Origin of the sequence: Sulfitobacter sp. TMED3, from assembly GCF_002167505.1 — a bacterium.
GTDB classification, from domain to species: Bacteria; Pseudomonadota; Alphaproteobacteria; order Rhodobacterales; family Rhodobacteraceae; genus Sulfitobacter; species Sulfitobacter pontiacus.
This window is the reverse complement of sequence record NZ_NHBI01000028.1, coordinates 24,570-39,685: the sequence shown is the minus strand read 5'-3', so window position 1 is coordinate 39,685 and position 15,116 is coordinate 24,570. Positions and strand designations below refer to the sequence as shown.

Below are 15,116 nucleotides of genomic sequence, written 5' to 3'. Positions count from 1 at the left end.
AGTTGCGTGTGGCGGCAGGCGAGGGGCTGCCCCTGCGGCAGGACGAATTGTCGATCCGCGGGCATGCGTTTGAGGCGCGGCTTTATGCGGAGGATGTGCCCAAAGGCTTTTTGCCCGCCACGGGCACCTTGACGCATTTGCAGTTCACGCCCGCTTGCCGCGCCGACAGCGGTGTGCGTGCCGGCGATACGATCAGCCCTTTCTATGATCCGATGATTGCCAAGGTAATCGTGCATGGCGACACGCGCGAGATCGCCCTGTCGCGCCTGCGCGCCGCGCTGACCGGCTGCGAGGTGGCGGGGACGGTCACGAACCTTGCGTTTCTGGGCGCTTTGGCGGCGCATGAAGGGTTTGCGGCGGGGGATGTGGATACCGGGCTGATCGCCCGTGACATTGATGCTTTGACCCAAGCGCCCGAGGTGGCGCCGCGCCATGCGGCGCTTGCCGGGATGGCGGCACTGTCGTTGCTGGATCCGGCCGGGGGCGCGGGATTTACGCTGTGGCAGCCGCTGCGCCGCGCGGTTGGATTGACCTGGGGCGGAGAGGATCATCTGCTGCAGGTGCAGGTCGTCTCGGCGGATCACCAGATCTGGACCGTGGACGGGACAGAGGTCGTGGCGCAGCGCATCGGCGGGCGCTGGTCCTTGGGCGGGCAACAGGCGGCGGCAGTATCCGTCGCGGAGGGGCGCGCAACGGTATTTGACGGCTATGGGCTGGTGTTTGATGTTATCGACCCGCTGGCCCGTGCCGCGGGTGGTCACGGCGACGGCAACCTGATCGAGGCCCCGATGCCCGGATTGGTGCGTGTCGTGGATGCCAAGGTCGGCCAGACGGTGACCAAGGGCGACCGCCTTGCGGTGCTGGAAGCCATGAAGATGGAGCACAGCCTGCTTGCCGCGCGCGATGGCGTTGTCGCCGAGGTTCTGGCACAGGCTGGTGATCAGGTCGAGGCGGGTGTAGCACTGGTGCGGCTAGAGCCCGAGGCATAGGAGACCGCACCATGATTACCCTGCACCACGTCGAACAGACCCGTTCCATGCGCACCCTTTGGTTGCTGCACGAGCTGGAGGTGCCCTTCGAGGTGTCGATCCACGCCTTCGACAAGTCCCTGCGTGATCCGGGCTATCTGGCAATTTCGCCGGCGGGGCGTGTGCCCTCGCTCGAGATCGACGGGGAGCGCATGTTCGAGACAGGCGCCATCGCGGAATACCTTTGCGAACGGTTCAGCCCTGATCGTTTGGGGCGGATGCCGGGGGCGCCGGATCGCATGGCGTGGTTGGTGTGGATCCACTTTGCCGAGACGGTATCGCAGCATTGTGCCGCGCTGACCCAGCAGCATGTGGCGCTGCGCGATGATTCCATGCGCAGCCCCATCGTGATGAAGCTGGAAGCCGCGCGTTTGATGAAGTGTTACGACGCGATCGAGGCGCGTTTGGGCGGCGGGATACTGTCACAGGATTATCTTTTGATGAGCGGTTTCACGGCGGCGGATGTGAACGTGGGGCAGGCGGTCTATATGGCGCAGCATTTCGCCAAGCTCGACAATCACCCCAATGTGGCGGCCTGGTATGCGCGCATCACCGACCGCGAGGCGTTCCAGCTGTCGCTGCCCAAAGATGTGCCGTTGTTTGACCGGACGTTTTATGACCCGTGGCCGGTCGAGTGATGCTACCGTCACGCAGGTGAGTTTATTTGGCAAAATGAAGGGGAGGGGGCGTTATGGATAAAGGGGTCTGCGAGATATTCGAGGTCGGTCCACGGGACGGGCTGCAAAACGAGGCGCGCGAAATTCCGGTGTCGGAGAAGATCGCGCTGGTCGACCTGCTGAGCCGTGCGGGGTTTTCCCGGATCGAGGTGGCGAGCTTTGTCAGCCCCAAATGGGTGCCGCAGATGGCCGGATCGGGTGAGGTTCTGGGCGGGATTGCTCGGGTCGAGGGGGTGCGTTATGCCGCGCTGACGCCGAATATGCGGGGCTACGAGGATGCGGTCGCGGCCAAAGCGGGAGAGATCGCGGTGTTCGCCTCGGCCAGCGAGGGGTTCAGTCAGAAGAATATCAACGCCAGCATCGAGGAGGCGTTCGAGCGTTTCGCGCCGATCCTAGAGCAGGCACGCCATGTGGATATGCCGGTGCGGGGCTATGTCTCTTGCGTGGTGGAATGCCCCTATGACGGGGCGGTCGCGCCATCCAAGGTGGCGGAAGTGGCGGATCGTCTTTTCTCTATGGGCTGCTATGAGGTCTCGCTTGGCGACACCATCGGGGCGGGCACGCCGGATACGATTGCGCGCATGTTGCTGGCGGTGCGCGATGTGGTGCCCGTGGGGCGATTGGCCGGGCACTATCATGACACCAACGGGCGGGCGATGGACAACATCGATGCATCCTTGTCCATGGGTCTGCGGGTGTTCGATGCCGCCGTAGGCGGNTTGGGGGGGTGCCCCTATGCGCCGGGGGCTGCGGGCAATGTTGCTACGGAAAAGGTCAACGCGCATCTGATGGCGCTTGGCTATGACACCGGGTTGGATCAGGCGGTGATCGAGGAAGCCGCCGAGATGGCGCGGCGGATGAGGGCNGGATGATGTACGAGACACTGAAGCTGGAGACCGACGCGCGCGGGGTCGCGACGTTGACGTTGGCGCGCGAGGAAAAGCACAACGCCATGTCCGCGCAGATGATCGCGGAGCTGACCGGGGCCGCCGCCGCCTTGGCCGCTGATGACGCTGTGCGGGTCGTGGTGCTGACCGGCGCGGGCAAAAGCTTTTGCGCGGGCGGTGATCTGGGTTGGATGCAGGCGCAGCGCGATATGGATGGGCCGACACGCTCGGCCGAGGCAGGCAAGCTGGCCACGATGCTGGGCGCGCTGAACACGCTGCCCAAGCCCTTGATCGGNCGGGTNCAGGGGAATGCCTTTGGTGGCGGTGTCGGCATGGCCTCGGTCTGTGANGTGGCGATCGGGGTTGATACGTTGAAGATGGGNTTCACCGAGACNCGGCTGGGGATCATTCCGGCCACCATCGGCCCCTATGTGCTGGCCCGTATGGGCGAGGGGCGCGCGCGGCGNGTGTTCATGTCGGCCCGTCTGTTTGACGCGGCAGAGGCGGTNGATCTGGGGTTGCTGGCCCGTGCCGTGCCGGCNGATGCGCTGGACGCTGCGATCGAGGCCGAGGTCGTNCCCTATCTGTCCTGTGCGCCGGGGGCCGTGGCNGCGGCGAAACAGCTCGCGCGGGATCTGGGNCCNCGGATCGACGCGCAGGTCGTGGACCATACCATCGCCGCATTGGCCGACCGCTGGGAAACCGAAGAGGCGGCCGAGGGAATCGGTGCCTTCTTCGACAAGCGCAAGGCGGCCTGGGTTACGGGTTGAAGCGGGGCGGCAAGGCTCTAGGNTTTGCCACGANATCAACGGCNAGAGGGNCCCCCATGCGTATTCTATTCACCGGCGGCAGCGGCAAGGCGGGGCGGCATGTGATCCCCTATCTGCTGGATCAGGGGCATCAGGTGTTGAACGTGGACCAGCAGCCGCTGGATCACCNCGGCGTTGACAACCGCATTGCCGATATCACCGATGCGGGCCAGATGCATGATGTGATGCATAGTCTGATGAATCTGGGCGAACTGGATGAGGGCNCCGGCGTGCAGGGGTTTGACGCCGTTGTGCATTTCGCCGCCGTGCCGCGCATCCTGATCACGTCGGATACAGAGGTGTTTCGGGTCAATACGCTTGGCACCTATCATGTCATTGATGCTGCCGTGAAGGCGGGGGTGCCCAAGATCATCTTTGCCTCATCCGAGACGACCTATGGCATCTGCTTTGCCCAGGGGGAGCGNAAGCCCGACTATATNCCCGTCGATGAAGAGCACCCGACCGTGCCCGAAGACAGCTATGCCATGTCCAANGTCTGTAACGAGGCGACGGCGCGCAGCTTTCAGGCGCGCNCGGGGGCGGATATCTACGGGTTGAGAATCAACAACGTGATCGAACCGCATGAATACGCCAGCCTTTTCCCCGGCTTCATTCACGACCCCGATCAACGGCGGCGCAATATCTTCGCCTATATCGATGNCCGCGATCTGGGGCAGNTGGTGCAGCGCTGTCTNGANGTNGACGGCTTGGGGTNNGAGGTGTTCAATGTNGCNAACGCCGACACCTCNGTCGCCGCNCAAACNTCTGACTTGATTGATCGCTACTATAAAGACGTGCGCCAGACCCGCGATATGGGCCAGTTCGAGACATTCTACAGCATCGAAAAGGCGCGTGACCTGCTGGGGTTCGCGCCGCAGCACAGCTGGCGCGAGAGCCGCGATCTGCTGGAAAAATAGCGCCAATCACGCGGGCGCGGGCAGGGTGCGCCGCGCCCCACGACAGGATGACGCAAATATGGCGGGCTCGGTTGACCCTGACCGGACAGCGGAGTAAACCGACCAAAGCCAATAGTGCCGTTTGGCTGACAGGGCGCGTGGCGCGTCGCATACGCAAAAGGAGCTTCCCCTTGGACGACATGATGCGGGAATACCTGCCGATCCTACTTTTTCTAGCCGTGGCGATTGTCCTTGGCATTGTTTTGATCCTGGCNGCCGTNGTGCTGGCCGTGCGCAACCCGGACCCTGAAAAAGTGTCGGCCTATGAATGCGGTTTCAACGCCTTTGACGACGCCCGGATGAAATTTGACGTGCGGTTCTACCTCGTGTCGATCCTGTTCATCATCTTTGACCTCGAAATTGCTTTCCTCTTCCCCTGGGCCGTGGCCTTTCAGGACGTGAGCATGGCCGGTTTCTGGTCGATGATGGTCTTTCTTGCCGTGCTGACCGCCGGCTTTGCATATGAGTGGAAAAAGGGAGCACTGGAATGGCAGTAGCAGCCGCCGGGGCCAATGTGGCCGGGATGGACCGCGATGTGGCCACCCAGAACCTGAACAAGGAACTGCAGGACAAAGGCTTCCTGCTGACCTCGACCGAAGACATCATCAACTGGGCCCGTACTGGCTCGCTGCACTGGATGACTTTTGGTCTGGCCTGCTGCGCCGTCGAGATGATGCACACCTCGATGCCGCGNTACGATCTGGAACGTTTTGGCACCGCGCCACGCGCGTCTCCGCGTCAGTCCGACCTGATGATTGTTGCGGGCACGCTGACCAACAAGATGGCACCGGCCCTGCGCAAGGTCTATGACCAGATGCCGGAACCGCGCTATGTGATCTCTATGGGGTCTTGCGCCAATGGCGGCGGCTATTACCACTACAGCTATTCCGTGGTGCGCGGCTGTGACCGTGTCGTGCCTGTGGATGTCTACGTGCCCGGCTGCCCGCCCACGGCAGAGGCGTTGCTTTATGGTATCATGCAGCTGCAGCGCAAAATCCGCCGCACCGGCACAATTGTTCGCTAAGGGGCTGATATGTCAGAACAACTGAACGAACTTGGCGCGTATATCGAAGCGAAACGCCCNGACTGTATCCTCGGCTGGGACATCGCCTTTGACGAGCTGAACATGGATGTCACCCAGGCCAATCTGCCCGGTCTGGTGGAGTTTATCAAAAGCGNCGCGACCTGCCGNTTCTCCTCGCTGGTGGATATCACCGCGGTGGATTACCCGGGCCGCGCCAAACGCTTTGATGTCGTCTATCATTTCCTGTCGATGTACCAGAACCAGCGCATCCGCTTGCGCGTCGCCGCGCGCGAAGAGGATATGGTCCCCTCGATCGTCGATATCCACCCGTCGGCCAACTGGTTCGAACGCGAGGTCTTTGACATGTTCGGCATCATCTTTGCCGGCCACCCCGACCTGCGTCGCCTGCTGACCGACTACGGGTTCCGCGGCTACCCGCTGCGCAAGGATTTCCCNACCACCGGCTATACCGAAGTCCGCTATGACGAGACGGAAAAGCGCGTGGTCTATGAACCCGTGAGCCTCGTTCAGGAATATCGCCAGTTCGACTTTATGTCGCCTTGGGAAGGGGCCGAATATATTCTGCCGGGCGATGAAAAGCCGGAGGCAAAATAATGGGGGGCATGTGGTGGTTCATACTCTCTGCCCTCACAATCATCCCGATGGTCAAGCTGTTGCCGTTTTTCGGGATCAATAAATACTGGTCTGTTGCCTGTATCGTGCCTTTGGGCACCGTCGCCCTTTTGTGGTGGATGGGCGTCAAACTGACCGAGCTGGAGCGTAAATGATGGACGGCACCAAAGGTTTCGAAGACGCCCTGACCGGCGAGCAGAAGATCCGCAACTTCAACATCAACTTCGGCCCGCAACACCCTGCGGCGCACGGGGTTCTGCGTCTGGTTCTCGAACTCGACGGCGAGATCGTCGAACGTTGCGATCCGCATATCGGCCTGCTGCACCGTGGCACCGAAAAGCTGATGGAAAGCCGCACCTACCTGCAGAACTTGCCGTATTTCGACCGGCTCGATTACGTGGCTCCGATGAACCAGGAACACGCCTGGTGTCTGGCTATCGAAAAGCTGACCGGTGTCGAAGTGCCCCGTCGCGCCTCGCTGATCCGCGTGCTCTATTCCGAAATTGGCCGCATCCTGTCACACCTGCTGAACGTCACCACACAGGCGATGGACGTGGGCGCGCTGACACCGCCGCTCTGGGGCTTTGAAGAACGCGAAGATTTGATGATCTTCTACGAACGCGCCTGCGGTGCCCGTCTGCACGCGGCCTATTTCCGCCCCGGCGGGGTCCACCAGGATCTGCCGCCCGCGCTGCTTGATGATATCGAGGCATGGACCCACAAGTTCCTGTCGGGCTTCATGGTCGACGTGGATCAGCTGCTGACAGAAAACCGGATCTTCAAACAACGTAACGCTGACATCGGCATCGTGTCTGAACAGGACATTCAGGATTGGGGCTTCTCGGGCGTAATGGTCCGCGGCTCTGGCCTGGCATGGGATTTGCGCCGTGCGCAGCCCTATGAATGCTACGATGAATTCGACTTCCAGATCCCGACCGGTGTAAACGGCGATTGCTATGACCGCTACCTCGTCCGGATGGAAGAAATGCGCCAGTCCACCTACATCATCCAGCAAGCCATCGAGAAGCTGCGCGCGCCCGAAGGGCAGGGCGATGTATTGGCGCGGGGCAAGATCACGCCCCCCAGCCGGACCGCGATGAAAACCGACATGGAAAGCCTGATCCACCACTTCAAGCTCTACACCGAAGGGTTCCACGTCCCCGCCGGCGAAGTCTATTGCGCTGTCGAGGCCCCCAAGGGCGAATTCGGCGTCTACCTTGTGGCCGATGGATCGAACAAACCCTACCGTGCCAAACTGCGNGCGCCNGGCTACCTGCACCTGCAAGCGATGGACTATGTCGCCAAGGGGCACCAGCTGGCGGATGTCGCGGCGATCATCGGCACCATGGACATCGTTTTCGGAGAGGTCGACCGTTGAGCCGGGTCCTCTTCATTTTGCCAAATAAACTCCCGCCGGAGGCGCCCGCCGTTTCCGCAAGAACGAAAGCCTGATCTGATGCTGCGCCGTTTGCACCCTGACCAACCGACAAGCTTTGCCTTCACCCCTGCCAACCAGGCCTGGGCCGAAGCGCAGATCACGAANTACCCCGAAGGCCGTCAGGCCAGCGCGATCATCCCTTTGCTGTGGCGTGCGCAGGAACAGGAAGGCTGGCTGAGCCGCCCTGCAATCGAACATGTCTCTGAAATGCTGGGCATGGCCTATATCCGCGGGCTCGAGGTCGCGACATTCTACTTTATGTTCCAGCTTCAGCCTGTGGGCGAGGTCGCGCATTTCCAGATTTGCGGCACGACATCCTGCATGATCTGCGGTGCTGAAGACCTGATCGAGGTCTGCAAGGAGCGCATCGCGCCCAAGGCACATCAGATCAGCGCAGACGGCAAATTCTCGTGGGAAGAAGTCGAATGTCTGGGCGCCTGTTCGAACGCGCCNATGGCGCAGATCGGCAAGGACTATTACGAAGATCTGACCGTCGACGGCTTCCGCGCCATGATCGACGAGATGGCGGCGGGGCAGGTGCCTGTNCCCGGCCCGCAGAACGGGCGCTATGCCTCTGAACCGCTGTCCGGGCTGACCAGCCTGACCGATCACGACAGNGGCAAGACACAATANAACGCCAGCGCNCANCTGGCCGTGGACATCGGNGATACGCTCAAGCGCATCGATGGTACCGAAGTGCCGNTGACAGCNCCCTGGCAGGGTAAAGATGGTGCAGACAGCGCCGGTTCCGACAAGGAACAGCCTGTNGCGCGNGATGACAATATGCCACCCGAAGGNCCTGACGGTGCCCAAGGCGGTCGTACCGCCGCAGAGGAAGACGCACCACGTGATGTGGGCGATGCCTCGGATCAACGCTCCGAAGCACCGGGGGAGGCTGACGGCACCGAAGCTGTGGGCAAACCCGAAGCAGGCAGCGTCGCACCNGGCGATCCGGCCCCTGCGCCCAAAGCCTCNACCGCGGGCACCANANAAGCATCGGTTGCNAAATCTGCNGAGGCCAATGCGGATGCNGCNGCCACCAAGCCCAAGACGCTGGATGCCCCCGAAGGCGGCGCGGCGGATGACCTCAAGATGATCAAGGGCATCGGTCCCAAGCTCGAAGCGCTGGTGAACAAGATGGGCTTTTACCACTTTAGCCAGATCGCTGACTGGGGCCCGAACGAGGTATCCTGGGTGGATCAGAACCTCGAAGGTTTCAAGGGNCGCGTGACCCGCGACAACTGGGTCGAGCAGGCGAAAAAGCTTGCTGCTGGTGAAGAAACAGAATTCTCGTCGCGCGCCACAAAAGATGGTATCTATAACACATAATAGATCATCTTGAATGGCGAACGAAGGGACGGACATGACTGATTTGACGCAAAAAGAGCAATGCAAACGCGGTTGCATGCGGTGGGGGGCCGGGGTCGGCCTTGTCCTCGCGTTGCTATTTTGGCTGGTTTTCGNCTGGGGCTTTATCGCCTCCCTGTTCCTTGGAATCATACTGGGGCTTGTGACCTTTGTGGTCCTGTCCAAATTCATGTGCGGGTCGCTTGGGGATGAGCCTATGCAGACGGCCAGCACCCCTGCGGCGGCGGCGGCACCTGCAACGGCGGCCACAACCCAGGCGGCCAGCGCCGCACCAACCAGCGACGCCGAGGTAGAGCCTGAGCCGACGCTGGAGGCGGAACCCGCTGCCACCGAAACGGTAGAGACCCGCCCCGAAGACACGACCGGCGGTCAGGCAAAGGCCGATGTCGGCGGTGCCGCGTCAGAGGCGACAGCGGGCACCTCGCCAGCGGCCAAAGACGAACCCGCCGCTTTCTCGGGGATCAAGCCCACGGCCAAGCTGAAGGGCCAAGAGGAACTCGCTGCGCGCAAGGGCAGCTACAAATACGAAGCCCCCGCAGCCGAGCCTGAAAAGGCCAAGGCGGCTCCTGCGCCCGCAGCAGAAGCGGCGGCGGAACCTGTCGCCTCTATCCCGGAACCAACGCCGGCTGAAACACCGCAGGCACCGGCCACCGTCAAGGGGGCTACCTCGACCCGTTCGGGGATCGCGGATATTCCGGCGGGTACTGTGGAAAGCAGCCCTGAAACGCTGGACCAGCCGCGCGCTGGCGGTGCCGATAACCTCAAGCTTATCAGTGGGGTAGGGCCGAAACTTGAACAAACGCTGAATGAGCTGGGGATCTATCACTTTGATCAGATCGCCAAATGGACCGCGGCTGAAATCGCTTGGGTTGATGCCCGCGTGCGGTTCAAAGGCCGTATTCAACGTGATGACTGGATGGCGCAGGCCAAAACCCTCGCCTCCGGTGGAGAGACCGAATTCTCCACCCGTAGTAAAAAGACCTGAGCCTGACATGGATGCCGTGTAATGACAGATAAGGAAGAAATCGCCCTGGCCCGTAAGGGCCGGATGGTCGGCCTTGTCATTGCCGGCACCATGTTGCTTTGGATCGCGGCGCAATGGCTTGCGCCGCAGTTCGGCTTGCCCGGACGCTATGCGCTGCTGTTCGACTTTGCCGCGCTGGCAGCCCTGATCTGGGCGATGGTCAATATATATCAGATGAGGCGGGCCCGCGCGGCCAGCCGTGACACATAAAGGTTAGCTTCATGCTTCAGGATCAAGACCGCATCTTTACCAATATCTACGGTATGCACGACCGCACGCTGAAAGGCGCGCAGGCGCGTGGCCATTGGGATGGCACGGCGGGCATCCTCAAGAACGGGCGCGACTGGATCATCGACCAGATGAAAGCCTCGGGGCTGCGGGGCCGTGGCGGTGCGGGCTTCCCCACCGGTCTGAAGTGGTCCTTCATGCCCAAGGAAAGCGACGGTCGCCCCAGCTATCTGGTGGTGAACGCCGATGAATCCGAGCCCGGCACCTGCAAGGACCGCGAGATCATGCGCCACGATCCGCACACGCTGATCGAGGGTTGCCTGATCGCAAGCTTCGCGATGAATGCCAACGCGTGCTACATCTACATCCGTGGCGAATACATCCGCGAGCGCGAAGCGCTGCAAGCCGCGATTGACGAGGCGTATGACGCGGGTCTTGTGGGCAAGAATGCCTGCAAATCCGGCTATGATTTCGACATCTATCTGCACCACGGGGCAGGTGCCTATATCTGTGGCGAGGAAACCGCGCTGCTGGAAAGCCTTGAAGGCAAAAAAGGCATGCCGCGGATGAAGCCGCCGTTCCCTGCGGGGGCCGGTCTTTATGGGTGCCCGACCACGGTGAACAACGTGGAATCCATCGCGGTGGTCCCAACGATCCTGCGTCGCGGTCCTGAATGGTTTTCAAGCTTTGGCCGTCCGAACAACGCGGGCACCAAGCTGTTTGCGATCTCTGGCCATGTGAATAATCCTTGCGTCGTCGAAGAAGCGATGAGCATCACCTTTGAAGAGCTGATCGAAAAGCATTGCGGCGGTATCCGTGGTGGCTGGGACAACCTCAAGGCTGTGATCCCCGGCGGGTCGTCGGTGCCGATGATCCCCGGTGCGCAGATGCGCGACGCGATCATGGATTTCGACTATCTGCGCGAACAACGCTCGGGCCTGGGGACGGCTGCGGTCATCGTGATGGATAACTCCACCGATGTGATCAAGGCGATCTGGCGTCTGGCGAAGTTCTACAAGCACGAATCCTGTGGTCAGTGTACGCCATGCCGCGAAGGCACGGGCTGGATGATGCGCGTGATGGACCGTTTGGTGCGCGGCGATGCGGAACCTGAAGAGATCGACATGCTGCTCGACGTGACCAAGCAGGTCGAAGGCCACACGATCTGCGCCCTTGGGGATGCGGCGGCTTGGCCCATTCAGGGTCTGATCCGTCACTTCCGCGACGAGATCGAGGACCGCATCAAGCACAAACGCACCGGCCGCGTCAGCGCCGTCGCGGCGGAGTAAGCTTTGATGGAAAGCTTTGCCGCCTATAGCCACGCGCTGACTGCTTTGGCTTTTTGGGCCATTCTGATCAGTGTCCTCGGCGCGCTCTCTACCATGGGGCGCACGCCAGAGGGGCGCTGCGATTGCGGCAAGCCCAAGCGGAATTACGACGATGTGGTCTATCGCCGCGAACGCGCGTTCATGAACGCGATAGAGGCGTCGGGCCCGTTTCTGGCATCGACGCTTGCGGCGGTGCTGCTTGGCGCGCCTGTGTTCTGGGTGAACCTCTTTGCGGCGCTGTTCGTAGCGGTGCGGGTCGCGATGGCCGTGGTGCATATCGGGACAACCAACCAGCCGATGCGGTCGCTGTTCTTTATGCTGGGGCTGGTTTGTATTCTGGCCTTGGCGGTCCTGGCGATTTTCGCAGCCTTCTGAGGCACGACTGAAGAACGATAGCTTTCACCCGTTGATCGGGCAGGGGGCTGCACAAAAAGACGGGTCCGGCCACACCGGCAGAGTGAGGGAAGATGAAGCAGATTGTTCTATTTTGTATAACGGCCGCGGTCTTGGCCGGTTGTACCGCCCGCGAAGACCGTCTGGCCTTTGATGGTAAATATTTCCGCACCAAGCTGAGCAAAGTCGACGGGCAACGCGATGTCTTTACCCTGCGGGTGCGCAATGCGTCACAGTCGATCAACGGTGCCCGCGAAGCGGCGCGCTATGAAGCGACGGTTTATTGTGTGACCAACTATGGCAGTTCGGATATCAAATGGGTCGTGGGGCCGGACACCCCGCCCGAGAATTTGCGCCTTGTGGACGACGCTTTGACGTTTCAGGGGGCTTGCCCTTCCTGACCGTTTGCGCGACATACCGCTGGCAAATGGCTGATCCGGAGATGTTATTGAATAACATCGGGGTCAGTTCCCATGTGTAGCAAGGGGCAGTCCGCCCCGCTACATGAGGAGAGTAAGATGCGTAACGTATTGATCGCCGTAACAACCGTGGCCCTGATGGCCAGCCCTGTCGCCGCAAAGCCGCCGCTGCGTGATGTACCGGCTGTTGATGATGCGCTGCTTGATCTTGGACTGGCCGACCGGATTCGCAAAGAATGCCCCGATATCTCGGCCCGTATGATCCGCGCACTCAGCTATTTGAACAATGTGCACAATACGGCGAAATCTTTGGGCTATACGTCGGACGAAATTGACGCCTACCGCAAAAGCGATGCTGAAAAGGCGCGCATGAAGGCCCGTGGGGCCGCATATTTAAAGGCGAAGGGGGTCGATACTTCGGACCCGCAAAGCTATTGTGCGTTAGGGCGTGCAGAAATCCAAAAATCGAGCCGGATCGGTTCGTTACTGAGAGCGAAATAAGCATATGAGCGATACCCGCAAGATCATCATTGACGGCAAGGAAGTCGAAGTCGAAGGGGCGATGACGCTCATTCAGGCGTGCGAGGAAGCAGGGGTGGAAATTCCGCGTTTCTGCTACCATGAACGTCTGTCGATTGCCGGTAACTGCCGGATGTGTCTTGTGGAGGTCGTGGGCGGCCCACCCAAGCCTGCGGCGTCCTGCGCCATGCAGGTGCGTGACTTGCGTCCTGGCCCAGAGGGCCAGCCGCCTGTCGTCAAAACCAATTCGCCCATGGTTAAAAAGGCCCGCGAGGGCGTCATGGAATTCCTGCTGATCAACCACCCGCTGGATTGCCCGATCTGCGATCAGGGCGGCGAGTGTGACCTTCAAGATCAGGCGATGGCCTACGGCGTCGACTTCAGCCGCTACCGCGAGCCGAAACGCGCGACCGAAGATCTGGATCTGGGTCCATTGGTCGAAACCCATATGACGCGCTGCATTTCCTGCACCCGTTGTGTGCGCTTCACTACCGAGGTCGCGGGCATTCACCAGATGGGCCAGACCGGCCGTGGTGAAGACGCCGAGATTACAGCCTATCTGGGGCAGACGCTCGATTCGAACCTGCAGGGCAATATCATTGATCTGTGCCCCGTGGGGGCGCTGGTCTCGAAACCCTATGCTTTCACCGCACGGCCGTGGGAACTGTCAAAGACCGAATCGATCGACGTGATGGATGCGCTTGGGTCGAACATCCGTGTGGATACCAAAGGGCGCGAAGTCATGCGTTTCTTGCCGCGCAACCATGATGGGGTGAACGAGGAATGGATTTCCGATAAAACCCGTTTCGTCTGGGACGGACTGCGCCGCCAGCGTCTGGACACGCCCTATATTCGTGAAAACGGTAAATTGCGCAAAGCTGACTGGCCCGAAGCATTGGCCGCTGCCGCTGCTGCGATGAAGGGTAAGACTGTCGCCGGTCTGATCGGTGACCTTGCCTCGGTCGAGGCGACATATGCGTTGAAACAACTGATCGAGGGGCAGGGCGGCGTTGTCGAATGCCGGACCGATGGCGCGAAGCTGCCTGCGGGCAACCGGTCGGGCTATGTCGGGACCGCCACGGTCGAAGATCTGGATCACGCGCAAGCCGTGATGCTGATCGGCGCGAACCCCGCGGTGGAAGCACCGGTGCTGAACGCCCGTATCCGCAAGGCATGGACCCGAGGCGCGGATGTGGCGCTGATGGGCCCTGCGGTCGATCTGACCTACGATTACGATCATCTGGGCGACAGCCCGTCGCTGCTGAATGACCTGCTGAAAAAGGACCACGCCGACATCGCCGAGAAATCCTCGGTCATCGTTGTGGGCATGGGAGCCTTGGCGCGCGAAGACGGGGCAGAGGTTCTGGCCGCTGCCATGGCGCTGGCCGAGGCGACGCAATCCGGCTTCATGGTCTTGCACACTGCCGCATCCCGTGTGGGTGCGATGGACGTCGGTGCCGTTGCCGAAAATGGCATCAACGATGTGCTGGCCGCCGATGTGATCTATAACCTTGGCGCCGATGAGGGCGACATTCCTGCTGGCCCCTTCGTGATCTATCAAGGCTCGCACGGGGATCGCGGCGCGCACCGTGCCGATATCATCCTGCCCGGTGCCGCCTATACCGAAGAGGGCGGTTTGTTCGTCAATACCGAAGGCCGTCCGCAGCTTGCCGCGCGCGCCAGCTTTGCCCCCGGTCAGGCCAAGGAAAACTGGGCCATCCTGCGCGCGCTGAGTGCCGAGCTGGACGCCAAGCTGCCGTTCGATTCGCTTGCGGCATTGCGCAAGGCGCTGGTCGCTGATGTCCCGCATCTGGGGAATATCGATCAGGTTGCCGAAAACGCATGGCAGCCGGTGGCCACAGGCGATTTGGGCGACAGCCCGTTGCGCTTTGCGATTGCCGATTTCTACCTGTCCAACCCCATCGCCCGCGCCAGCCAGTTGATGGCAGAGCTTTCGGCCAACGCCAAAGCCCGCCGCGAAAAACCACTGGCGGCGGAGTGAGGATTTTGGGGATGATGTTGCCTTTGGTTCTGGGTGCCTGCGAGACGCAAGCGCCCATGGCCGAAGATTTCATTCCCGAGTATCGCGGTGTTGAAACCAAACTGCTGGACGGGGATCTTGTCCAGTTCGACGTGGCGATGACCAAAGCGCAGTCATCCGAGAATGTAGCGGAATACGCGGAATGCGCCGCGGCGCGCTATACTTTGATCCGGGGCTTTGGTTTTGCCCGCCACGTGCGTACAAATGTTGAGATCGAGGGTGGTGTCTGGCACGCAGATGCTGTTTACACCATCTCGCCGAGCCTGCCTGCGGGCTTGAAGACAATAGATGCTGAAGTGACCGTGCAGAACTGCATGGAAAAAGGCATACCGACGGTGTGAGGA

At 61.1% G+C, this 15,116-nt stretch carries 19 protein-coding genes; all 19 read left to right on the top strand.

Going from position 1 to position 15,116, the window contains the following annotated elements; translation table 11 throughout:
* Positions 1-989, top strand: a 989-nt coding sequence (locus tag CBB63_RS08280) for a biotin/lipoyl-containing protein (protein WP_286698804.1), incomplete at its 5' end; no start/stop codon positions are given.
* Positions 990-1,000: 11 nt separating this feature from the next.
* The gene (locus tag CBB63_RS08275) at positions 1,001-1,666 is read left to right on the top strand and encodes a glutathione S-transferase family protein (protein WP_005854006.1); all 666 of its coding nucleotides are present in this window, start codon (positions 1,001-1,003) and stop codon (positions 1,664-1,666) included.
* A gap of 53 nt (positions 1,667-1,719) precedes the next feature.
* Positions 1,720-2,577 carry a hydroxymethylglutaryl-CoA lyase gene (locus CBB63_RS08270; protein ID WP_286698803.1) on the top strand — a complete coding sequence of 286 codons (858 nt, stop codon included), beginning with the start codon at positions 1,720-1,722 and terminating at the stop codon, positions 2,575-2,577.
* On the top strand, positions 2,577-3,362 hold the full coding sequence (locus CBB63_RS08265; RefSeq protein ID WP_286698805.1) for a crotonase/enoyl-CoA hydratase family protein: 786 nt from the start codon (positions 2,577-2,579) through the stop codon (positions 3,360-3,362). Before CBB63_RS08270 ends, CBB63_RS08265 begins: the two co-directional genes overlap by 1 nt.
* 56 nt (positions 3,363-3,418) lie before the next feature.
* The gene (locus tag CBB63_RS08260) at positions 3,419-4,318 is read left to right on the top strand and encodes an NAD-dependent epimerase/dehydratase family protein (protein WP_286698802.1); all 900 of its coding nucleotides are present in this window, start codon (positions 3,419-3,421) and stop codon (positions 4,316-4,318) included.
* A gap of 170 nt (positions 4,319-4,488) precedes the next feature.
* The gene (locus CBB63_RS08255) at positions 4,489-4,854 is read left to right on the top strand and encodes an NADH-quinone oxidoreductase subunit A (RefSeq protein WP_005854000.1); all 366 of its coding nucleotides are present in this window, start codon (positions 4,489-4,491) and stop codon (positions 4,852-4,854) included.
* Positions 4,845-5,381, top strand: coding sequence for a NuoB/complex I 20 kDa subunit family protein (locus CBB63_RS08250; RefSeq protein WP_005853998.1), 537 nt, complete (start codon positions 4,845-4,847; stop codon positions 5,379-5,381). The genes CBB63_RS08255 and CBB63_RS08250 overlap by 10 nt, the downstream gene beginning before the upstream one ends.
* 9 nt (positions 5,382-5,390) lie before the next feature.
* Positions 5,391-5,996, top strand: coding sequence for an NADH-quinone oxidoreductase subunit C (locus CBB63_RS08245; RefSeq protein ID WP_286698801.1), 606 nt, complete (start codon positions 5,391-5,393; stop codon positions 5,994-5,996).
* An 8-nt stretch (positions 5,997-6,004) separates the two neighbouring features.
* Positions 6,005-6,169 carry a hypothetical protein gene (locus CBB63_RS08240; RefSeq protein ID WP_005853995.1) on the top strand — a complete coding sequence of 55 codons (165 nt, stop codon included), beginning with the start codon at positions 6,005-6,007 and terminating at the stop codon, positions 6,167-6,169.
* A complete protein-coding gene (locus tag CBB63_RS08235; RefSeq protein WP_005853993.1) occupies positions 6,169-7,392 on the top strand; it encodes an NADH-quinone oxidoreductase subunit D in 1,224 nt (407 codons plus the stop codon). The genes CBB63_RS08240 and CBB63_RS08235 overlap by 1 nt, the downstream gene beginning before the upstream one ends.
* Before the next feature lie 78 nt (positions 7,393-7,470).
* Positions 7,471-8,781, top strand: coding sequence for an NADH-quinone oxidoreductase subunit E (locus tag CBB63_RS08230; RefSeq protein ID WP_286698800.1), 1,311 nt, complete (start codon positions 7,471-7,473; stop codon positions 8,779-8,781).
* 13 nt (positions 8,782-8,794) lie between these two features.
* Complete coding sequence (locus CBB63_RS08225; protein ID WP_286698799.1) at positions 8,795-9,805, top strand: helix-hairpin-helix domain-containing protein; 1,011 nt, start codon at positions 8,795-8,797, stop codon at positions 9,803-9,805.
* A 21-nt stretch (positions 9,806-9,826) separates the two neighbouring features.
* Positions 9,827-10,054 (top strand): DUF5337 domain-containing protein, encoded by a 228-nt coding sequence (locus CBB63_RS08220; protein ID WP_005853987.1) that lies wholly within the window; start codon positions 9,827-9,829, stop codon positions 10,052-10,054.
* Positions 10,055-10,065: 11 nt separating this feature from the next.
* Entirely contained in the window at positions 10,066-11,361 is a 1,296-nt protein-coding gene (gene nuoF, locus CBB63_RS08215) for an NADH-quinone oxidoreductase subunit NuoF (RefSeq protein ID WP_009824861.1), read from the top strand.
* A gap of 6 nt (positions 11,362-11,367) precedes the next feature.
* Complete coding sequence (locus tag CBB63_RS08210) at positions 11,368-11,775, top strand: MAPEG family protein (protein WP_009824860.1); 408 nt, start codon at positions 11,368-11,370, stop codon at positions 11,773-11,775.
* 92 nt (positions 11,776-11,867) lie between these two features.
* Entirely contained in the window at positions 11,868-12,194 is a 327-nt protein-coding gene (locus CBB63_RS08205) for a hypothetical protein (RefSeq protein WP_005853981.1), read from the top strand.
* Positions 12,195-12,311: 117 nt separating this feature from the next.
* Positions 12,312-12,713, top strand: a complete 402-nt coding sequence (locus CBB63_RS08200) for a DUF5333 domain-containing protein (RefSeq protein ID WP_005853978.1) — start codon at positions 12,312-12,314, stop codon at positions 12,711-12,713.
* Between the two features lie 4 nt (positions 12,714-12,717).
* Positions 12,718-14,733: an NADH-quinone oxidoreductase subunit NuoG gene (nuoG, locus tag CBB63_RS08195; RefSeq protein WP_074634418.1), complete on the top strand. Its 2,016-nt coding sequence runs from the start codon at positions 12,718-12,720 to the stop codon at positions 14,731-14,733.
* Between the two features lie 11 nt (positions 14,734-14,744).
* Complete coding sequence (locus CBB63_RS08190; protein WP_005853975.1) at positions 14,745-15,113, top strand: YNQ4 family lipoprotein; 369 nt, start codon at positions 14,745-14,747, stop codon at positions 15,111-15,113.
* Positions 15,114-15,116: the final 3 nt, after the last annotated feature.